The organism is Pseudomonas sp. S1_G07, from assembly GCF_054668565.1.
Genome location: NZ_CP162778.1, coordinates 832,585 through 852,955, shown reverse-complemented (window position 1 = coordinate 852,955; position 20,371 = coordinate 832,585). Strand labels below are relative to the sequence as shown.

Genomic DNA, 20,371 nt, shown 5'->3' with positions numbered 1-20,371 from the left:
GGCCGATTACCCCACTTTCACCATGTGCGGTTGCGAGCTGCGCTCGGTAGGCAGGTGATCGAGGTCGCGGCTGACCAGCAGCAGGACTTCCGCCGACGCGTCCGAAACCTGGGCCTTATAGCCGGCAATCGAGCGGGCGAAGACGTTGTAGATCACCACCGCGGGAATCGCGGCAACCAGGCCCAGGGCGGTGGCGAGCAGGGCTTCGGCGATGCCCGGAGCAACGACTGCGAGGTTGGTGGTCTGGGTTTTGGCGATGCCGATGAAGCTGTTCATGATGCCCCACACCGTACCGAACAGGCCGACGAACGGCGCAGTGGAACCGATGGTGGCGAGTACGCCGGTGCCGCTGCTCATGTTACGACCGCAGGCCGCCACCAGGCGCTCCAGGCGGAAGGCCACGCGCTCCTTGATGCCCTCTTTTTCGCGGGTATTGGCCGACAGGCGCATTTCTTCCAAGGCATCGTGCACCAGGGTGTTGGCCAGGGTGCCCTTCTGGGTCGCGCTTTCGCTGGCTTCCTTGAGGGTGGTGGCTTTTTTCAGGTGGACGATCTCGGCACGCAGGCGACGCTTGGCGCCCAGCAGCTCGAAGCCCTTGGCGATCCAGATGGTCCAGGTGATGATCGAGGCGATGGCCAGGCCGATCATCACGGCCTTCACCACGACGTCAGCGTTCTGGTACATGCCCCATGGCGACAGGTCGTGGGCCATGCCCAGGGTGTTGTCCTGTTCCAGCACGACACCGCTGTCATCGGCGACGGCCGGAGTAGCAGGGTCTGTGGCAACGGGGGCGGCGGCAGGTGCGGCCGGGGTGGTTGCATTCTGCTCGGTGGCAGCCGGAGCGGCTGGGGCGGTGGCATCGGCGAAGGCGACGGTCGGCGCCAGCAATACGCTGAACAGCAACGCAGCAAACGCGCGCCAGGCGCGGGACTGGCTGTGAGGCTTGGTTGGCGAAGCGGGGGTTGTATTACGTGTCATGCTGGCCGGACCTGAGAGAAAAGAAGGAGTGATCGTCCTGCCAGGCCCTTGGGGCCGAGGACAAATGGGTGGTCATTATTGCAAGTAATTCTTGTTAACTAAAGTGGCACTGTTACTTTATTTCTATTTTTACTGGCCGCTGATCCTCTCGCGCGGCTAATCTGCGCCTTTAAGAACGGAGTTTTACGATGTCTGCGCCTTCTGTTGTGATTGCCGGTTGTGGCGATGTGGGTAGTCGGCTGGCTAGCCAATTGCTCGCCTCGGAATGGGAGGTTTATGGTCTGCGCCGCGATATTTCGCGCCTGCCCGATGGCGTGATCGGTATCGCCGGCGACCTGTTCAACAAGGATTGCCCCGACACCTGGCCCATTGGTGGGGTGGATTACCTGGTGTACTGCGCTGCCGCGACGCATCACGACGAAGCCGGGTATCGCGCGGCCTACGTTCAAGGGCTGCACCATGTGCTGGAGTGGTTGAAGGACTACGGTCAGGCGCCCAGGCACCTGCTGTTTGTATCCAGCAGCAGCGTGTATGGGCAGCAGAATGGGGAGTGGGTCGACGAAACCTCGCAAACCCAGGCCAAGGGCTATTCCGGCCAGATCATGCTGGAAGCCGAGCAGGTAGCGCTCAATAGCGGCATTGCAGCGAGCGTCGTGCGCCTGACGGGAATCTACGGGCCAGGCCGCGAATGGCTGTTGACCCAGGTCCGCCAGGGTTACCGCGTAGCCATCGATCCGCCGTTATATGGCAACCGCATACATGCCGATGACGCGGCGGGCCTGCTGGCGTTTTTGTTGCGCCATGTGGAGCAGGGCGGTTCGCTGGATAAGGTCTATATCGGTGTCGATGACGCGCCGGCGCCTTTGGCCGAAGTGGTGGCCTGGTTGCGTGAGTACTTGGGCGTAACGGAGTGGTCCGAGGACGCCAGCGTGCGACGTGCGGGCAGCAAGCAATGCAGTAATGCACGTATCAAGGCGCTGGGGTGGACACCCACCTATCCGACCTACCGCGAAGGGTATGCCGCCATTCTCAAGGGCTGAAACGCGGTCAAAACGGTGGGGGCCGGCGTGCCTGCTCCTGCATTTTGCTACTGCTTTTCAAGCAGCCATTGGCGAGGGCCTGGTGTGAACGAAGGGACTTCATCCGTTTGTGCGGTATTGATTGCCTGGAAGATCTCCAGTTGTTTGCCTTTGCGCGTAAAGATCCACGGGTTGCCGACGCCGTTGAGTTGCAGCCAGATGCTGTCGTAGCCACCGCTCATGGATGCGCAATCGCCGGCCAGGCACAGCGAATACCGATCAACGTTCGGCAACCCGGCGACCTTGCCGTCAGCCTGGAACTGCACCGTGGCGCCGCTACCGAAGCCATCGCTGATCTTCCAGTCGCCGCCCATGTAGGCTGCGTACAGCGCACGCTCAAAGTTGGCGCCCAACGGCGCGCCTTCCGGTGCGGGTTCCTTGGCGCGGGCAAACAGCTGTTCGGGCTCATTGTCGTTGGCCACTTGCAGCAGTTGTTGGCCTTTGCGCTTGAGTTCGGTGGCGGAGCTGCCGTAGAAGTCAACGCGCCAGGCGCCGGATTGTTCAGCCAGCAACTTGCCTTCGGCGGCTTCAAAGCCGTTGTAGTAACGCGCCTGCGCAGCCTTGGGGTTAACTGCCCATTCGAGGGTCGGGCCGTAGCTTTGCAGCGCTTCGCGCAAAGGGCCACCCTTGGCTGCCGCATCGATGGCGACCTGGTTGATCCAGGTGCCGCTCACATCCAGGTCGGCGGGGTTGCTGGCGCAGCCGCCGAGCATCAGGGCGAGCAACGAAGTGGCTACAAGCGCTTTGCGCATCATGAAATCCTTTTAAAACGAAGTCGGCGCAGCCTGTGGGGCTGCGCCGGGTGTTTTACTCGATGACCAGGATCGCGTCCATCTCAACCTGGGCACCCTTTGGCAGGGCGGCCACGCCGATCGCGGCGCGGGCCGGGTAAGGTTGTTCGAAGTACTTGCCCATGATCTCGTTGACCTTGGCGAAGTGGCTCAGGTCGGTGAGGAAGATGTTCAGCTTGACGATGTCCTTGAACGAGCCGCCAGCCGCTTCGGCCACCGACTTGAGGTTTTCGAAGACCTGTACGGTCTGGGCTTCAAAGCCTTCCACCAGTTCCATGGTCTTTGGGTCCAGCGGGATCTGGCCGGACATGTAGACGGTGTTGCCCGCCTTGATCGCCTGGGAGTAGGTGCCGATGGCGGCCGGGGCCTTGTCGCTGGTGATAACGGTCTTGGTCATGAATGACTCCTTGTAATGGATGGGCTACGCACGCATGCGGGTGATGCGGATCACTCCGGTCAGGGCACGCAGTTTCTTGATCACGCGGGCCAGGTGCACGCGGTCGTGCACGCTGACCACCAGTTGGACCACGCTGATGCGACCATCGCGCTCGTCCATGCTGATTTTCTCGATATTGCCGTCGGCCGCGTTGACGCTGCTGGCCAACAGTGCGATCAGGCCGCGCTGGTGTTCCAGCTCCACGCGCAGTTCGACGTTGAATTCGCCGGTGACATCCTTGGCCCAGGAAAGCTGGATGCATTTTTCCGGGTTGTGGCGGATTTCGGTGATGTTGCGGCAGTTGTCCAGGTGCACCACCATGCCTTTGCCCGCGGACAAATGGCCGACAATCGGGTCGCCCGGGATCGGCGTGCAGCATTTGGCGTAGCTGAGCACCAGGCCCTCGGTGCCGCGAATCGCCAGCGGACCTTCCGGGCTTGGCAGCTGTTCGCCTTCGCCGAGCAGGCGGCGGGCGACCACATAGGCCATGCGATTGCCCAGGCCGATATCTTCCAGCAGGTCTTCGATGGTTTCCTGGCGATACTCCTGGAGCATTGCCTGCACGCGTTCTTGCGGGATCTTGTCCAGGGCGCTGTCGAAGCCGTTGAGTACCTTGTTCAGCAGGCGTTCGCCCAGGCTGATGGATTCGGAACGGCGCTGCAGCTTCAACGCGTGGCGGATATGCGTACGTGCCTTGCCGGTGACCACGAAGTTGAGCCACGCCGGGTTTGGCCGCGCGCCCGGAGCGCTGACGATCTCCACGGTGGAGCCGCTTTGCAGCGGTTCCGACAGCGGGGCCAGGCGGCGGTTGATGCGGCAGGCGATGCAGCTGTTGCCCACGTCGGTGTGCACGGCATAGGCGAAGTCGACCGCCGTGGAGCCTTTGGGCAGCTCCATGATCCGGCCTTTGGGCGTGAATACATAGACCTCGTCCGGGAACAGGTCGATCTTCACGCTTTCGATAAATTCAAGGGAGTTGCCAGCGCGTTGCTGCATTTCCAGCACGCCCTTGACCCACTGGCGGGCGCGGGCATGGGTGCCTTTGGGCTGCTCGTCGCCGCTGGATTTGTACAACCAATGGGCGGCAATGCCGTTGTTGGCCATCTCTTCCATTTCGCGGGTGCGGATCTGGATCTCGATCGGCACCCCGTGCATACCGAACAGCGTGGTATGCAGCGACTGATAGCCGTTGGCCTTGGGAATGGCGATGTAGTCCTTGAAGCGCCCTGGCAGAGGTTTGTACAAATTATGTACAGCGCCCAGCACGCGGTAGCAGGTGTCGACCTTGTCGACGATGATCCGGAACGCATACACGTCCATGATCTCGTTGAAGGCCCGGCGCTTGCCGCGCATCTTCTTGTAGATGCCGTAGATATGCTTCTGCCGGCCGCTGACCTCGCCCTCGATCTCGTCGATCGCCAGGCAATGGCTGAGAGACTCTTCGATCTTGTTGACGATTTCCTTGCGATTGCCCCGGGCGCGCTTGACCGCCTGGTAGATACGCGCCGAGCGCATCGGGTGCATCGCCTTGAAACCGAGGTCTTCGAACTCGATGCGAATGGCGTGCATGCCCAGCCGGTTGGCAATGGGCGCGTAAATTTCCAGGGTTTCCTTGGCGATGCGCCGGCGTTTTTCGCCGGACAGGACTTCCAGCGTGCGCATGTTGTGCAGCCGGTCGGCCAGCTTGACCAGGATCACGCGGATGTCCCGGGCCATGGCCATGGCCATCTTCTGGAAGTTTTCCGCCTGGGCCTCGGCCTTGGTCTCGAAGTTCATCTGGGTCAGCTTGCTGACCCCGTCGACCAGTTCGGCCACGGTTTCGCCAAATTGCGCACTGAGCGCTTCCTTGGCAATGCCGGTGTCTTCGATCACGTCATGCAGCATCGCGGCCATCAGGCTCTGATGGTCCATGTGCATGTCGGCGAGAATATTGGCCACCGCAAGAGGATGGGTGACATACGCCTCACCGCTACGGCGGCGCTGGCCGTCGTGGGCTTGTTCGGCGTAGAAATACGCTCGGCGGACCAGGTTGACCTGGTCTGGGCCGAGGTAGGTCGATAAGCGATCGGCGAGGGCGTCTATGCTCGGCACAGTATTAACTCCTGCCGAAAGCTGTGACCCCGCGCCGTGCTACGTCGACCAGGCATAGGCTTAGACGGCCTCGTTGGACTCGTCCTCGAACGCTGCAAACAGCGGTTCTTCATGAACGACTTCCTGCTCGGCGATGAACTTGTAGCTCATCAGGCCTTCGGCAATTTCACGCAAGGCGACAACGGTAGGCTTGTCGTTTTCCCACTGGACCAGGGGCTCTTTGCCGCCAGTGGCCAGTTGACGGGCACGCTTGGTAGAGAGCATGACCAGCTCAAAGCGGTTATCCACGTGTTCTAGGCAGTCTTCAACGGTTACGCGGGCCATGGTATTCCTCGGAGCGAATGCAAGATGCGCGCTGCCCGGTTGGGCGAGCGGACTGAGCAGTTTAAAAAAACACCAGCGTTTAGGGAAGCGCTGATTTTTCGCAAGCCCTCGCAAAACCGCTACAAGCGCCAATGTAAAGCCCTTGCAGCGATTTTGGGAAGAGTCCATCAGCCGAGCAGTTCGGCCAGTAATTTACCGAAACGCTGCTGTTGACGCTTTTGCTGGAGCTGATTGGCACGGAAAATCGCCTTCAGGTCTTCCAGCGCGTGGGCAAAATCGTCGTTGATGATCAGATAGTCGTAGTCGACATAGTGGCTCATTTCGCTGACGGCTTCGCGCATGCGGCCTTCGATGATTGCGTCGCTGTCCTGGCCGCGATTGGTCAGGCGCTGGTGCAAGGCTTCGAGCGATGGTGGCAGGATGAATATCGAACGCGCCTTGGGCATCAGCTGGCGCACTTGCTCGGCGCCTTGCCAGTCGATTTCCAGGATCAGGTCGTGACCTTCGTCGAGGGTCTGTTGCAAGTGGCTTTGCGAGGTACCGTAGAGGTTGCCGAACACTTCGGCGCGCTCCAGGAAGTCGCCGTGCTCGATCATCTTGACGAACTCGGTGCGCTCGACGAAGTGGTAGTGCACGCCGTTCACCTCTCCCGGGCGCATGGCGCGGGTGGTATGGGACACCGAAATGCGGATCTGGTCATTGGTGTCGGTCAGCGCCTTGACCAGGCTGCTCTTGCCCGCGCCCGAAGGGGCGGAAATGATGTAAAGGGTGCCGGTGCTGTGGGTCATGGAGGTTGCCTTACTCAATATTCTGGACTTGTTCGCGCATTTGTTCGATCAACACCTTGAGGTTGACCGCCGCCGTGGTGCTGCGCGGATCGAACGCCTTGGAGCCGAGTGTATTGGCTTCGCGGTTGAGTTCCTGCATCAGGAAGTCCAGGCGCCGACCGGCGGCGCCGCCGGACTTGAGCACCCGGCGCACTTCAAGGATGTGGGTGCTCAGGCGGTCGAGCTCTTCGGCGACATCGCTCTTCTGCGCGAGCAGGACCATTTCCTGCTCCAGGCGCACGGGGTCGAGGTCGGCCTTCATGTCGGTGAAGCGGTCGAGGACCTTCTGGCGCTGGGTGGCGAGCATCTGCGGGACCAGTTCGCGCAGGATCATCACGTCGGCCTCGATCGAGCTCAGGCGCTCGTTGATCAGGCGCGCCAGTTCGGCGCCTTCGCGCTCGCGGCCGGCCTTGAGCTCTTTCAAACCCTGGTTGAACAGGGCGAGGGCTTCGGCGTTGAGGGTTTGCGGGTCGGCGGCATCGGCCACCAGTACCCCGGGCCAGGCCAGCACTTCCAGGGGGTTCAACGCGGCAGGCTGCTTGATCAGGCCGGCGATGGTTTCGGCGGCGGCGACCAGTTGCGCGGCGCGGTCACGGTCGACCTGCAACGGCTTGCCGGTGGTTTCCTCGGTAAAGCGCAGGGTGCATTCCAGCTTGCCGCGCGAGATACCCTGGCGCAGCGCTTCACGCACGGCGCCTTCGAGGTCGCGGAAAGACTCCGGCAGGCGCAGGTGCGGCTCCAGGTAACGACTGTTGACCGAACGCAGTTCCCAGCTGAGGGTGCCTTGGGCGCCGGCTTTTTCGACGCGGGCGAAGGCGGTCATGCTGTGCACCATGGAGGTACCTCGCGTTGCAGCCTCGCAAACACGGGCTGATGGTTAAGGCTTTCTGTAGGAGCGAGCTTGCTCGCGAAGAACTCAAGGTTGCCGCGTTAAGTCAGGAAGGGCGCGTCATCGTTGACGTTTTTCGCGAGCAAGCTCGCTCCTACAGTCTGAAGGCGCAGGATTGTAGCGCAACGGGAGGAGCGCGCCCAAACCCGAACATTCGTAACCGAATTTTTTAGAAGTGCCCCGAATCGGCTCGCGGCTCTATAATGCTCGGCAGTTTTTCGTCCTCCGTACAGGTATCCCCTATGAAACGTCCAAGTGGTCGCGCTGCCGATCAGCTCCGCTCGATCCGCATCACCCGCAACTACACCAAACACGCCGAGGGATCCGTACTGGTCGAGTTTGGCGATACCAAGGTGATCTGCACCGTCAGCGTTGAAAACGGCGTGCCACGCTTCCTCAAGGGCCAGGGCCAGGGCTGGTTGACCGCCGAATACGGCATGCTGCCGCGCGCTACCGGCGAGCGTAACCAGCGTGAAGCCAGCCGTGGCAAGCAGGGGGGCCGTACCCTGGAGATCCAGCGCCTGATCGGTCGTTCGCTGCGTGCAGCCCTGGACATGTCCAAGCTGGGCGACGTGACCCTGTATGTCGACTGCGACGTAATCCAGGCCGATGGCGGTACGCGTACCGCGTCCATTACCGGCGCCATGGTGGCCCTGGTCGACGCACTCAAAGTGATCAAGAAGCGTGGCGGCCTGAAAGGCGGTGACCCGCTCAAGCAGATGATCGCCGCTGTATCGGTGGGTATGTACCAGGGCGAGCCTGTGCTGGACCTGGACTACCTGGAAGACTCGGCCGCCGAGACCGACCTGAACGTGGTGATGACCAGCACCGGTGGCTTCATCGAAGTACAGGGCACCGCCGAAGGCGCGCCATTCCAGCCGGCCGAGCTGAACGCCATGCTGGCCCTGGCTCAGAAAGGCATGACCGAGATATTCGAACTGCAGAACGCCGCACTGGCTGACTGAGTCGGCCTCAAGGAGACATGCCATGAATGACAGTCAGCCACCAGTGCCCATCCCGTCCTACGAAGCGCGCCAAGGGGCAATGTTGTGTCATTTTGCTGCGTTTCTGGGGTTTGTGTTCCCCTTCGGCAGCGTCGTGGGGCCACTGATTTTGTGGCAAGTAAGGAAGGAAAAGGATGCTTTCATTGATGATCAAGGCAAGGAAGCCTTGAACTTCCAGATCACCGTGGCCATTGCCTGGCTGGTCTGCATGGTACTGGCGTTCGCGGTGATCGGGTTTTTCCTGATGATTGCATTGGCTGTGGCCACCGTGGTGCTGACGATCATTGGCGGTATCAAGGCCAATAAGGGCATCGCCTATCGCTATCCCTTCACGTGGCGCCTGGTCAAATAACGCTTGTTCAATTGCAGGCATCCACAAAAAAACCGACAGCGATGTCGGTTTTTTTGTGCCTGGAGGAAGACCTTATATGGTCAGTGTCCAGTCGTAGTCCACGATCAGCGGCGCGTGTTGCGAGAAGCGCGGCTGACGTGGCAGGCGTGCGCTGCGAACGAACCGGCGCAGGCCCGGGGTCAGCAACTGGTAGTCGAAACGCCAGCCCAGGTTGAGCATCTCGGCCTGTTCATTGTCCGGCCACCAACTGTACTGGTCGCCTTCGCGGCTGACTTCGCGCAGGGCATCGACATAGCCCATATTGCCGACAATCTCGTCCATCCAGGCCCGTTCAGGCGCCAGGAAACCGGGTGATTGCTGGCTATCGCGCCAGTTCTTGATATCCAGCTTCTGTTGCGCCACGTACAGCGAGCCACAATAAATGTACTCGCGACGTTTGCGTCGCTGTTTATCCAGATAACGGGCGAAATCGTCCATTAGCTTGAACTTCTGGTTCAAGTCTTCATCGCCGTTCTGCCCCGAAGGGAGCAGCAAGGTCGCGATGCTGACCTTATCGAAATCGGCTTGCAGGTAGCGCCCGTAGCGGTCGGCTGTCTCGAAGCCGAGGCCGCTGATGACCGCCTTGGGTTGCAACCGCGAGTACAAAGCCACGCCACCTTGGGTGGGCACTTCGGCATCACAGGCATAAAGGAAGTAGCCATCCAGTTGGAAGGCTGGGTCGTCCAGTTCAAAGGCGGAGGCGCGGGTATCCTGCAGGCAGATGACGTCAGCATTCTGGGCTTGCAGCCAACTGAGCAAACCACGCTCGACTGCAGCCTGAATACCATTAACGTTCACACTGATGATCCGCATAAATGGCCCCAAAAATCACGTGCGTGTATGATACACGCCGTCCACCTAATTAGCTAAATCCGTGGTATCTGAGGCTTTTTTCATGCAGGCGTATCAACGCGATTTCATTCGTTTTGCCATCGATCGCGGGGTTTTGCGCTTCGGTGAGTTCACCCTCAAGTCCGGGCGCACCAGCCCTTACTTCTTCAATGCCGGCTTGTTCAACTCCGGTTCGGCGCTTGCCCAACTGGGGCGTTTCTACGCGGCGGCCATCGTTGAAAGCGGTATCTCCTTCGACGTGCTGTTCGGCCCGGCCTATAAGGGTATCCCCCTGGCCGCAGCGACGGCCGTGGCCCTGGCGGAACATCATGGGCGGGACCTGCCTTGGTGTTTCAACCGCAAGGAAGCCAAGGCGCACGGCGAAGGCGGCAGCCTGGTCGGCGCGCCGCTGACCGGTGATGTGCTGATCATCGACGATGTGATCACCGCCGGCACCGCTATCCGTGAAGTGATGCAGATCATCGCGTCCCAGGACGGCGCCAAGGCCGCCGGCGTGCTGATTGCGCTGAACCGCCAGGAGCGTGGCAATGGTGAGTTATCGGCGATCCAGGAAGTGGAACGCGATTTTGGTATTCCGGTGGTGAGCATCGTGTCATTGAACCAGGTGTTGCAGTTCCTGGAAGACGATCCGCAACTCAAGCAGCACCTGCCGGCGGTGCGTGCGTACCGCGAGCAGTTCGGCGTCCAGTAATCGCCGCACAATAAAAAGCCCCACCCCCTGTAGGAGCGAGCTTGCTCGCGAAGAACGCCAACGATGACGCGTTTATTCTGGATGAACGCGGCGCCTTTACGTTTTTCGCGAGCAAGCTCGCTCCTACAGGGAGGTGGGGCTTTTTTAGTGTTTAAGGACGCTTGCGGTTACTGATCAGCGTACCCACACCGGTATCGGTGAAGATTTCCAGCAGGATCGCATTCGGTACACGGCCATCCAGGATCAGCGAACTGCCGACGCCGCCTTGCACCGCTTCCAGTGCGCAACGGATCTTCGGCAGCATGCCGCCGTAGATGGTGCCGTCGGCGATCAGCTCGTCCACCTGTTGGGTGGTCAAGCCGGTCAGTACCTTGCCTGCCTTGTCCATCAGGCCGGCGATGTTGGTCAGCAGCATCAGCTTTTCAGCCTTCAGCGCCTCGGCTACCTTGCCCGCCACCAGGTCGGCGTTGATGTTGTAGGACTCGCCGTTGGAGCCCACACCGATCGGCGCGATCACCGGGATGAAGTCGCCCTTGACCAGCAGGTTCAGCAGGTCGGTGTTGATGCCGATCACTTCGCCCACCTGGCCGATGTCGATGATTTCCGGCTGGGTCATTTCCGGCGTCTGACGGGTTACGGTCAGTTTTTTCGCGCGGATCAGCTCTGCGTCCTTGCCTGTCAGGCCGATGGCGCTGCCACCGTGGCGGTTGATCAGGTTGACGATGTCTTTGTTTACCTGGCCGCCGAGGACCATCTCCACCACGTCCATGGTCTGCGCGTCAGTGACGCGCATGCCATCGATGAAGTGACTCTCGATCGACAAGCGCTTGAGCAGGTCGCCGATTTGCGGGCCGCCACCGTGGACCACCACCGGGTTGATCCCCACGGCTTTCATCAGCACGATGTCGCGGGCAAAGCCGGTTTTCAGCTCGTCGCTTTCCATGGCATTGCCGCCGTACTTGATCACCAGCGTCTTGCCGACGTAGCGTCGAATGTAAGGCAACGCTTCGGACAGGACCTTGGCGGTGTTGGCAGCGGCTTCGCGTTCGAGGGTCATTCAGGGCTCCGGGCAAAAAATCAGAACGGTAATTGGAGATCAGGGGCAACACGTTTCAACTGAGCGTGGAACACGTCCTGGATGCGCTTCAATTCATCATCGGAGTCCGCCTCGAAACGCAGCACCAGCACCGGTGTGGTGTTGGACGCGCGAACCAGGCCCCAGCCTTTGGCGTAATCGACTCGCACACCATCAATGGTGGTCAGGTTGGCGCCTTCACCCCATTGCGCATCGTGCAGTGCGTCAATGATGCTGAATTTGCTCTCCTCGGTCACATGGATATTGATTTCTGGCGTAGAAATATCATTCGGGAAGGTCTGAAACAGCTCCTGCGCCGTGGATTTTTCCTTGCTGAGGATCTCCAGCAAACGAGCGGCACTGTAGATACCGTCGTCAAACCCGAACCAGCGCTCCTTGAAGAACACGTGCCCGCTCATTTCGCCGGCCAGCAGGGCACCGGTTTCCTTCATTTTCTTTTTGATCAACGAGTGACCGGTCTTCCACATCAGCGGGCGGCCGCCGTATTCCTTGATCAGCGGCGTGAGGCGCCGGGTGCACTTCACATCGAAGATGATTTCGGCGCCAGGGTTGCGTGCCACCACGTCACGGGCAAACAGCATCAGCAGGCGGTCCGCGAACACGTTTTCGCCGGTGTTGGTCACCACGCCCACGCGGTCGCCGTCCCCGTCGAAGGCCAGGCCCACGTCGGCGCCGGTTTTCTTGACCTCGGCGATCAGGTCCACCAGGTTCTCAGGCTTGCCCGGGTCCGGATGGTGGTTGGGGAAGTTGCCGTCGACGTCGCAGAACAGCGGGATGACTTCGCAGTTCAGGGCTTCGAGCAGTTGCGGGGCGATCACGCCGGCCGCGCCGTTACCGCAGTCCACCACCACTTTCAAGCGGCGGGCGAGTTTCACGTCGCCGGTGATTTTGTCAGCGTAGCGCTGAAGAATGTCGACTTTTGTGACGCTGCCCTTGCCGCTGGTCAGGTCATTGTTCTTCAGGCGGTCGTGCAGGGCCTGGATCTGTTCGTTGGCGAGGGTGTCGCCGGCGATGACGATCTTGAAACCGTTGTAGTCCGACGGGTTATGGCTGCCGGTGAGCATTACCCCGGTTTTGCCGGCCAGGACATTGGCGGCGTAGTACAGCGCCGGCGTGGGTACCAGGCCGACGTCGCTGACGTGGCAGCCACTGTCGGCCAGGCCCTGGATCAGTTGTTCCACCAACTCGGGGCCGGAGAGGCGACCGTCTCGGCCGACCGAAACGTTGGGCTCGTCCTGGGCCAGGCTCTGGGCGCCGATGGCGCGGCCGATCCAGTAGGCCGTTTCGGCGGTCAGGGTCTTGGGCACCACGCCACGAATATCGTAAGCGCGAAAGATACTGTCGGGGAAAGTTGGTGCTACGCGGGCTGCGGTACTCATCGCGGGGGGAAACTCCATCTGAAAGGGGCAAGGCAGGCCTTAATGTGGCTGGCCGGCAGACTCAAACTGAAGGGTATGACGGTGTTTCTGGCAGAGAGTTCGTAGTGCAAAAATGCCATCGGAGCTTGGCCCCCTTCTTTATGTATACGCAACTCTTTGATTTCAATTGTTAAATTTTGACCATTAAGTCCGCGCATTCATTGTCCTGAAAAGCCCGGTGATGGCGTCTGGCCGAGCGAGCACGCCCGGCCAGGTTCAGCGTGATCAATGGCTGCCCGAATGCCCAAAGCCGCCTGCGCCGCGCTGGGTTTCGTCGAATTCCTGCACCAGCTCGAAGTGTGCCTGGACCACAGGCACCAGTACCAACTGCGCGATGCGTTCGCCGATGGCGATGTTGAAGGCGGTTTGGCCACGGTTCCAGCACGACACCATCAGCTCGCCCTGGTAATCCGAATCGATCAGGCCCACCAGGTTGCCCAGCACGATGCCATGTTTGTGGCCCAGGCCGGAGCGCGGCAGGATCAGCGCCGCCAGGCCCGGGTCGCCGACGTAGATCGACAGGCCAGTGGGGATGAGGATCGTCTGGCCCGGTTCGAGGAGCGTGTCCTGCTTGAGCATGGCACGCAGGTCCAGGCCGGCGGAACCCGGAGTGGCGTAGGCCGGCAGAGGGAATTCGGTGCCGATGCGGGGGTCGAGGATCTTGGCTTGCAAAGCGTGCATGGAAATTAAACCTGGTTCAGCCGTTGGGCGATAAAAGAGATCAGCTGGCGAGCAATCTTGCCTTTGCTGGTCTGGGCGAAAAGGGTGGCGTGCAGCTCGCGGTCAATCACGCTGCAGGCGTTTTCCTCACTGTTGAAGCCGATGCTCGGGTTAGCGACATCATTGGCAACGATCAGGTCGAGGTTTTTGTCTTTCAATTTGCGCGCGGCGTAGTCCAGCAGATGCTCGGTCTCGGCGGCGAAGCCGACACTGAATGGGCGGTCCGGGCGCGTGGCGATGGTGGCCAGGATGTCCGGGTTGCGCACCATTTGCAGGAGCAGACCGTCGCCGCTTGTAGGGTCTTTCTTGAGCTTTTGCGGGGCAACGACTTCGGGGCGGTAATCCGCAACCGCAGCCGAGGCGATAAACAGGTCGCAGGGAATGGCCGCTTCGCAGGCCGCCAACATGTCCCGGGCGCTGACTACGTCGATTCGCGTGACACGGTCCGGGGTCGGCAAATGCACTGGACCTGTGATCAGGGTGACACGTGCGCCTGCCTCGACCGCGGCTTCCGCCAAGGCGAAGCCCATTTTCCCTGAGCTATGGTTGGTGATGTAGCGCACCGGATCGATGTTTTCCTGGGTCGGGCCGGCGGTGATCAGTACATGTTTGCCGGTCAGGGCCAGGTGCTGGAAGCATTCGGCGGCGCACAGGGCCAGGTCGGTGGCTTCGAGCATGCGGCCCATGCCGACATCCCCGCAGGCCTGGCTGCCGGAGGCCGGGCCGAACACCTTGAGGCCACGGCTTTGCAGGAGTTGGGTATTGGCCTGGGTGGCCGGGTCGCGCCACATGGCCTGGTTCATGGCCGGGGCGATGGCAACGGTGGCGTCGGTGGCCAGTACCAGGGTGGTCAGCAGGTCATCGGCGATGCCTTGGGCCAGGCGGGCGATCAGGTCGGCGGTGGCCGGGGCGATCAGCACCAGATCGGCCCATTTGGCCAGTTCGATGTGGCCCATGGCGGCTTCCGCCGCCGGGTCCAGCAGGTCGAGGTGAACCGGGTGGCCGGACAATGCCTGCATGGTCAGCGGGGTAATGAACTCACTGCCGCCACGGGTCATGACCACGCGCACTTCGGCGCCTTGGTCCAGGAGCCTGCGAACCAGCTCGGCGCTCTTGTAGGCGGCAATGCCGCCGCCGACGCCGAGAACGATGCGTTTTCGATACAGACGCTGCATTGGTTTGCCTTTCCAGTTCAGTGAAGCCAGTTCAGTGGCGCCTGCGATCCTCCCTCCCCAGGTGAAATCGCACGCAAAAAGAGGGCCTACGATAACACAGCGTCCGCGAGGCAACAGTGGCGCACATGCACAGGGAGGCGGGATGAGTATTCGCGATTGGCCGGCGGCCGAGCGGCCACGGGAGAAGCTTTTGGAGTGTGGCGCGGCGAGTCTGTCCGATGCCGAATTACTGGCGATCTTTTTGCGCACCGGGGTGCCCGGCCGAAGCGCGGTGGACCTGGCGCGCCATTTATTATCGACATTTGGCGGCTTGCGCCCGCTGCTGGAGGCCAGCCAGGCGCTGTTCAACCAGCAGTTGGGCTTGGGCCCGGCGAAGTTTGCCCAGTTGCAGGCGGTGCTGGAAATGTCCAGGCGCCATATGGCCGAGCGACTGCGCAGTGAATCGGTGCTGGAAAGCCCGGTGGCCGTGCGCAATTACCTCAAGGCGTTGTTACGCCATGAGCCCCACGAGACGTTCGGTTGTCTGTTTCTCGATTCAAAGCACCGCGTGCTGGGTTTCGAAGCGTTGTCCCAGGGCACGATCGACGCCGCCGTGGTTTACCCTCGGCAAGTGGTCAAGCGTGCACTGGCGTACAACGCGGCCGCGTTGATCCTGTGCCACAACCATCCTTCCGGCAGCGCCGAGCCGAGTGCGGCTGATCGAAAAATGACCAAGGTGCTGCAGAAAGCCTTGGAGGTCGTGGATGTGCGGGTGCTGGATCACATCATCGTGGGGGACGGTGACCCATTGTCCATGGCGGAATACGGGTGGATGTAGCCCCCGCCCTGGTGGGTGGGGGCCGTTGTTCAGGGCTTGACGCTGACCTTCGAGAAATCCTGGCGCCCGAACGGGCTCACCTGGTAGCCCTGGACGGTCTTGCGTACCAGGGCAAACGCCGTTGGATGCGCCAGAGGCAACCATAGCGCCTGTTGCTGGATCTGCGCCTGGGCCTGCTGGTACAGCTTGCTGCGAACCCCTTGCTCGCTGGTGGTCTTGCCGGCGCTGATCAGTTTGTCCAGCCCAGGGTCGCAATAGCGCGCGAAGTTGGTGCCGGATTTTACCGCGGCGCAGGAAAACTGCGGGGTCAGGAAGTTATCCGGGTCGCCGTTGTCGCCGGCCCACCCCATGAACAGCAGGTCGTGTTCACCGGCCTTGGCGCGGCGAATCAGTTCGCCCCATTCGATCACGCGGATCTCGGCCTGGATGCCGACCTTGGCCAGGTCGGCCTGCAGCATTTGTGCGCCCAGGTTCGGGTTGGGGTTCAGCAGGCTGCCGGTGGGGCGGGTCCAGATCGTGGTCTTGAAGCCGTCCTTGAGCCCGGCGCGCTCCAGCAGGGCCTTGGCTTTGGCGAGATTCTGTGGGAAACCGGGCAACTCCTTGGCATAGCTCCAGGTGTTCGGTGGGTAAGGGCCATTGGCGGCTTCGGCGGTGTCTTCAAATACGGCCTTCAGATAGCTGGCCTTGTCGAAGGCCAGGTTGATTGCCTGGCGCACTTCAGGTTTGTCCAGCGGCGGGTGCTGGCTGTTGATGGCCACGAAGGCAGTCATGAACGCTGCAGTGCTTTCCACCTTGAGCGCAGGGTCTTTCTTGGCTTCGCCTACATCCAGCGGTTTGGGCGACAGAGCGATCTGGCACTCATCGCGGTGCAGTTTCTGCAGGCGTACATTGGCATCCGGAGTGATGGCGAAGATCAAGTTATCCACAGGCGGTTTACCGGCGAAATAGTCCGGGTTGGCCTTATAGCGAACCACGGCATCTTTCTGGAATCGGCTGAAGATAAATGGCCCTGTGCCGATCGGTTGGCTGTTGAGTTTCTCGGGCGTTCCGGCCTTGAGCAGTTTTTCGGCATATTCCGCCGGATAGATCGAGGCAAACCCCATGCTCAGCGCCGCGAGGAAGGTGGAGTCGGCGTGATCCAGGGTAAAACGCACGGTGAGCGGGTCGAGGGCGTCGATCTTCTTGACCAGTGTCGGCAATTGCAGGGACTGGGCGTGAGGGAAGCCACTCTGGGCGATCTTGTGCCACGGGTTGGCCGGGTCGAGCATGCGTTCGAAGCTCAAGCGCACGTCTTCGGCGGTCAGCGTGCGGCTTGGGGTGAAATACTCGGTGCGATGGAATTTCACATTCGGATGCAGCTTGAAGGTATAGGTCAGGCCGTCCGGCGAAACCTCCCAACTGTCCGCCAGGCTTGGCACCAGCTTGCCGCTGGCCGCGTCAAAGTCCACCAGGCGGTTCATCAGCACGTCGGCCGAGGCGTTGGTGGTGGTCAGCGAGTTGTACTGCACCACATCGAACCCTTCTGGGCTGGCCTCTGTACAAACGCTCAGGTTGGTGGCGGCAGAAGCCAGCGGTGCGATGAAGAAAGGGGCAAGCAGCAGTGGTAGGGCAGCGAGGCGCATATTCGGTTTCCTTTGCAGATCGAAGGCCCATCTGCGAGTGCAGTCTGGAAAAGTCCTACCGTAGTGGTCTGATTGATAAATGACTAGTCCATTTTTGCCTGTGCTTTTGGCTCAAATGCTGTTTTGATGACGCCTCAGATTGTTTCGCCGTCCACTTTTGGATGCGTGCGGGCGCTGAAAATCATTCTGTGCGACGAGCGGTCGGCTGTTGCAGCGGCCACTCCTGGCAGCGGTTCAGGCGTCAACGGCCCAGATTTACTCCGGTAAAAACACACGGGCTGTTGTTGCACCAGGGTCTTTCTGGTATAAAGCAGCGCTCTTTTCTAGGGGCCCGGTTCCTTCGCTTGTAGGTGTAGCCGGTAAGACCCTAAAGAAACGCGGCGCCTGGCGCCAAATGACTGAGAGATTAAGCGGCCAACCCATGCCGGGTTGGGCATGTGGTTTTAGAGGGCTGAGGCATGTCGAGAGTCTGTCAAGTTACCGGTAAGGGTCCGGTGACTGGGAATAACATTTCCCACGCAAATAACAAAACCCGTCGTCGTTTCCTGCCGAACCTGCAGCATCACCGCTTCTGGGTTGAAGAAGAGAAACGTTTCGTCCGTCTGCGCGTATCTGCCAAAGGCATGCGCATCATCGACAAGCGTGGCATCACTGTCGTGCTGGCTGAATTGCGCCGCGCTGGCACAATCTAAGGAGCTATATCATGCGTGAATTGATTCGAATGATCTCTAGCGCCGGTACTGGTCACTTCTACACTACCGACAAGAACAAGCGTACTACCCCGGACAAGCTCGAAAAGAAAATGTTCGACCCGCGCGTTCGCAAGCACGTGATCTACAAAGAAGGCAAAATCAAGTAATTGGTTTGCTTCCTTGTAAAAAAAGCCCGTATCTCACGATGCGGGCTTTTTTTTGCCTGAATGTTGCTGATCAGGCTTTCTGTTCGAATACCACATAGATCTTGCGGCACGGTTCCAGTACTTCCCAGGTACCGCTGAAGCCGGCCGGGATCACGAAGCGGTCGCCGGCGCGCAAGGTCTTGGCGTTACCGTCCGCATCCCGCAATACCGACACACCCTGCACAATCTCGCAGTACTCATGTTCGGTGTAGTTGACCTTCCACTGCCCGACTTCACCTTCCCAGACCCCGGCGTTCATCTGGCCGCAGGGGCTGTTGTAGTGGTTGTAGACGGTCTGCTCGGGATCACCCTTGAGGATTTTTTCGGCGCCAGGGCGGTAGCGTTCGGGGGCGGTGTTGGCTTGGCTGAAGTCGACGATGTCCTGGATGCTCATGTGCTTGTCCCGTCTGGCCTGCGGTTGGAGAGCCAAAGTCTATGTTTATTAAAATGAACATCGCAAGGGTGTTTACCGGCGTTGTGTCAAATATATTGAAACATCCCTAGCCGCTGGTTTAGGGTGGCAGCTGCCTTGAGCTGAACAGATGGCTGGCCGGGCAAGCATTCTTTGAGGCTGCCGGGGGGATACTCCCTGGCCCTTGTATTCAATAAGAGGAGGACACTCGCATGACCACCCTGACCCGTGCCGACTGGGAACAACGCGCCAAGGATCTGAAGATCGAAGGCCGCGCCTATATCAACGGCGAATACACCGCAGCGGTTTCCGGTGACACGTTCGAATGCATCAGCCCGGTGGATGGCCGCCTGCTGGCCACCGTTGCCAGTTGTGACGCCGACGACGCCCAGCGCGCCGTGGAAAATGCCCGTGCCGCCTTCAATTCCGGTGTCTGGTCGCGCCTGGCGCCGACCAAACGCAAAGCCACCATGATCCGTTTCGCCGCGTTGCTCAAGGCCAATGCCGAAGAGCTGGCGCTGCTGGAAACCCTGGACATGGGCAAGCCCATCAGCGACTCCCTGAACATCGACGTACCCGGCGCGGCGAACGCCCTGAGCTGGAGCGGTGAAGCGATCGACAAGATCTACGACGAAGTCGCCACCACCCCGCACGATCAGTTGGGTCTGGTGACGCGCGAGCCGGTGGGTGTTGTCGGCGCCATCGTGCCGTGGAACTTCCCGCTGATGATGGCCTGCTGGAAGCTCGGTCCTGCGTTGTCCAGCGGTAACTCGGTGATCCTCAAGCCGTCCGAAAAATCCCCGCTGACTGCCATCCGTATTGCCGCACTGGCGGTTGAAGCCGGTATTCCAAAAGGCGTCTTCAACGTGCTGCCGGGCTACGGCCATACCGTCGGCAATGCTCTGGCGCTGCATATGGATGTCGACACCCTGGTGTTTACCGGCTCGACCAAAATTGCCAAGCAATTGTTGATCCGCTCCGGCGAGTCGAACATGAAGCGCGTGTGGCTGGAAGCCGGCGGCAAGAGCCCGAACATCGTGTTCGCCGATGCCCCCGACCTGAAAGCCGCCGCCGAATCCGCCGCCGGTGCCATCGCCTTCAACCAGGGCGAAGTCTGCACCGCCGGTTCGCGTCTGCTGGTGGAGCGTTCGATCAAGGATAAATTCCTGCCGCTGGTGATCGAGGCCCTCAAGGGCTGGAAGCCGGGCAACCCGCTGGACCCTGCCACCAACGTCGGTGCGCTGGTGGATACTCAGCAGATGAACAACGTGCTGTCGTACATCGAAGCCGGGCACGCCGATGGCGCCAAACTGGTTGCCGGCGGCAAGCGCACCCTGGAAGAAACCGGCGGGACCTACGTGGAACCGACGATTTTCGACGGTGTGACCAACGCCATGAAGATTGCCCAGGAAGAGATCTTCGGCCCGGTGCTGTCGGTGATCACCTTCGACAGCGCCGAAGAAGCGGTCAAGATCGCCAACGACACGGTGTATGGCCTGGCCGCCGCTGTGTGGACCGCCGATATCTCCAAGGCACACCTGACCGCCAAGGCGCTGCGCGCCGGTAGCGTGTGGGTCAACCAGTACGACGGTGGCGACATGACTGCACCGTTCGGTGGCTTCAAACAGTCGGGTAATGGCCGCGACAAGTCGCTGCATGCATTCGACAAGTACACCGAGCTGAAGTCGACCTGGATCAAGCTCTAAACAACACGGCTGGTCCCCTGTAGGAGCTGGCTTGCCTGCGATAGCATCACCGAGGTGTGACTGACACACCGAGGCGTCTGCATCGCGGGCATTAGGGCAAGCCCGGCTCCCACATAAGCTCGCTCCTACAGTCCGTTTTGCACACAAGAAAAAT

At 60.6% G+C, this 20,371-nt stretch carries 21 protein-coding genes and 1 pseudogene; 8 read left to right on the top strand and 14 right to left on the bottom strand.

From position 1 onward, the window contains the following. Window positions 1-6: 6 nt before the first annotated feature. On the bottom strand, window positions 7-978 hold the full coding sequence (gene exbB / locus AB4O05_RS04065) for a tonB-system energizer ExbB (RefSeq protein ID WP_460132833.1): 972 nt from the start codon (window positions 976-978) through the stop codon (window positions 7-9). A 188-nt stretch (window positions 979-1,166) separates the two neighbouring features. Here exbB and AB4O05_RS04060 point away from each other — a divergent pair, with 188 nt between their 5' ends. After that, on the top strand, window positions 1,167-2,018 hold the full coding sequence (locus AB4O05_RS04060; protein WP_460132835.1) for an SDR family oxidoreductase: 852 nt from the start codon (window positions 1,167-1,169) through the stop codon (window positions 2,016-2,018). A 47-nt stretch (window positions 2,019-2,065) separates the two neighbouring features. On the opposite strand, the gene AB4O05_RS04055 is transcribed toward AB4O05_RS04060, so the two are convergent. From AB4O05_RS04055 to AB4O05_RS04030, 6 genes are all read right to left on the bottom strand, one after another. After that, window positions 2,066-2,809 carry a hypothetical protein gene (locus AB4O05_RS04055; protein WP_460132836.1) on the bottom strand — a complete coding sequence of 248 codons (744 nt, stop codon included), beginning with the start codon at window positions 2,807-2,809 and terminating at the stop codon, window positions 2,066-2,068. Window positions 2,810-2,864: 55 nt separating this feature from the next. Then, window positions 2,865-3,245: a RidA family protein gene (locus AB4O05_RS04050; protein ID WP_003176922.1), complete on the bottom strand. Its 381-nt coding sequence runs from the start codon at window positions 3,243-3,245 to the stop codon at window positions 2,865-2,867. Between the two features lie 24 nt (window positions 3,246-3,269). Next, a complete protein-coding gene (spoT, locus tag AB4O05_RS04045; protein ID WP_300627393.1) occupies window positions 3,270-5,375 on the bottom strand; it encodes a bifunctional GTP diphosphokinase/guanosine-3',5'-bis pyrophosphate 3'-pyrophosphohydrolase in 2,106 nt (701 codons plus the stop codon). 60 nt (window positions 5,376-5,435) lie between these two features. Next, window positions 5,436-5,699, bottom strand: coding sequence for a DNA-directed RNA polymerase subunit omega (gene rpoZ / locus AB4O05_RS04040; RefSeq protein WP_460132838.1), 264 nt, complete (start codon window positions 5,697-5,699; stop codon window positions 5,436-5,438). A 167-nt stretch (window positions 5,700-5,866) separates the two neighbouring features. Further along, window positions 5,867-6,487: a guanylate kinase gene (gene gmk, locus AB4O05_RS04035; protein WP_460132839.1), complete on the bottom strand. Its 621-nt coding sequence runs from the start codon at window positions 6,485-6,487 to the stop codon at window positions 5,867-5,869. Window positions 6,488-6,497: 10 nt separating this feature from the next. Next, window positions 6,498-7,361: a YicC/YloC family endoribonuclease gene (locus tag AB4O05_RS04030; protein WP_460132840.1), complete on the bottom strand. Its 864-nt coding sequence runs from the start codon at window positions 7,359-7,361 to the stop codon at window positions 6,498-6,500. Between the two features lie 296 nt (window positions 7,362-7,657). Here AB4O05_RS04030 and rph point away from each other — a divergent pair, with 296 nt between their 5' ends. Further along, window positions 7,658-8,380 carry a ribonuclease PH gene (gene rph / locus AB4O05_RS04025; RefSeq protein ID WP_016975928.1) on the top strand — a complete coding sequence of 241 codons (723 nt, stop codon included), beginning with the start codon at window positions 7,658-7,660 and terminating at the stop codon, window positions 8,378-8,380. Window positions 8,381-8,402: 22 nt separating this feature from the next. Continuing rightward, entirely contained in the window at window positions 8,403-8,771 is a 369-nt protein-coding gene (locus AB4O05_RS04020; RefSeq protein ID WP_460132843.1) for a DUF4870 domain-containing protein, read from the top strand. Window positions 8,772-8,843: 72 nt separating this feature from the next. Here AB4O05_RS04020 and AB4O05_RS04015 read toward each other — a convergent pair whose 3' ends face one another. Continuing rightward, window positions 8,844-9,623: an exodeoxyribonuclease III gene (locus AB4O05_RS04015; protein ID WP_003195493.1), complete on the bottom strand. Its 780-nt coding sequence runs from the start codon at window positions 9,621-9,623 to the stop codon at window positions 8,844-8,846. A gap of 82 nt (window positions 9,624-9,705) precedes the next feature. On the opposite strand from AB4O05_RS04015, the gene pyrE reads away from it, so the two are divergent. Then, complete coding sequence (gene pyrE, locus AB4O05_RS04010) at window positions 9,706-10,353, top strand: orotate phosphoribosyltransferase (protein ID WP_024078099.1); 648 nt, start codon at window positions 9,706-9,708, stop codon at window positions 10,351-10,353. Between the two features lie 151 nt (window positions 10,354-10,504). Here pyrE and argB read toward each other — a convergent pair whose 3' ends face one another. The 4 genes and pseudogenes from argB to coaBC form a co-directional block, all read right to left on the bottom strand. Further along, the gene (gene argB, locus AB4O05_RS04005; protein ID WP_460132846.1) at window positions 10,505-11,410 is read right to left on the bottom strand and encodes an acetylglutamate kinase; all 906 of its coding nucleotides are present in this window, start codon (window positions 11,408-11,410) and stop codon (window positions 10,505-10,507) included. 20 nt (window positions 11,411-11,430) lie between these two features. Beyond that, a pseudogene (locus AB4O05_RS04000) lies at window positions 11,431-12,846 on the bottom strand (phosphomannomutase/phosphoglucomutase); the annotation flags it as partial. 246 nt (window positions 12,847-13,092) lie between these two features. Continuing rightward, on the bottom strand, window positions 13,093-13,548 hold the full coding sequence (gene dut / locus AB4O05_RS03995) for a dUTP diphosphatase (RefSeq protein WP_460132849.1): 456 nt from the start codon (window positions 13,546-13,548) through the stop codon (window positions 13,093-13,095). 5 nt (window positions 13,549-13,553) lie between these two features. Continuing rightward, window positions 13,554-14,762 (bottom strand): bifunctional phosphopantothenoylcysteine decarboxylase/phosphopantothenate--cysteine ligase CoaBC, encoded by a 1,209-nt coding sequence (gene coaBC / locus AB4O05_RS03990; protein ID WP_015886530.1) that lies wholly within the window; start codon window positions 14,760-14,762, stop codon window positions 13,554-13,556. 142 nt (window positions 14,763-14,904) lie between these two features. On the opposite strand from coaBC, the gene radC reads away from it, so the two are divergent. Further along, the gene (gene radC, locus AB4O05_RS03985; protein ID WP_460132851.1) at window positions 14,905-15,579 is read left to right on the top strand and encodes a RadC family protein; all 675 of its coding nucleotides are present in this window, start codon (window positions 14,905-14,907) and stop codon (window positions 15,577-15,579) included. A gap of 29 nt (window positions 15,580-15,608) precedes the next feature. On the opposite strand, the gene AB4O05_RS03980 is transcribed toward radC, so the two are convergent. Next, window positions 15,609-17,201: an ABC transporter substrate-binding protein gene (locus AB4O05_RS03980; protein WP_460132853.1), complete on the bottom strand. Its 1,593-nt coding sequence runs from the start codon at window positions 17,199-17,201 to the stop codon at window positions 15,609-15,611. A gap of 458 nt (window positions 17,202-17,659) precedes the next feature. Here AB4O05_RS03980 and rpmB point away from each other — a divergent pair, with 458 nt between their 5' ends. Further along, a complete protein-coding gene (gene rpmB, locus AB4O05_RS03975; protein WP_010207494.1) occupies window positions 17,660-17,893 on the top strand; it encodes a 50S ribosomal protein L28 in 234 nt (77 codons plus the stop codon). A gap of 11 nt (window positions 17,894-17,904) precedes the next feature. After that, the gene (rpmG, locus tag AB4O05_RS03970) at window positions 17,905-18,060 is read left to right on the top strand and encodes a 50S ribosomal protein L33 (RefSeq protein WP_003176906.1); all 156 of its coding nucleotides are present in this window, start codon (window positions 17,905-17,907) and stop codon (window positions 18,058-18,060) included. 70 nt (window positions 18,061-18,130) lie between these two features. Here the strand turns inward: rpmG and AB4O05_RS03965 are convergent, their stop codons facing one another. Then, entirely contained in the window at window positions 18,131-18,493 is a 363-nt protein-coding gene (locus AB4O05_RS03965) for a cupin domain-containing protein (RefSeq protein ID WP_460132855.1), read from the bottom strand. 230 nt (window positions 18,494-18,723) lie between these two features. Between AB4O05_RS03965 and AB4O05_RS03960 the strand changes: the two genes are divergently transcribed. After that, the gene (locus AB4O05_RS03960; RefSeq protein WP_460132857.1) at window positions 18,724-20,217 is read left to right on the top strand and encodes an aldehyde dehydrogenase; all 1,494 of its coding nucleotides are present in this window, start codon (window positions 18,724-18,726) and stop codon (window positions 20,215-20,217) included. The last annotated feature ends 154 nt before the right edge of the window (window positions 20,218-20,371 follow it).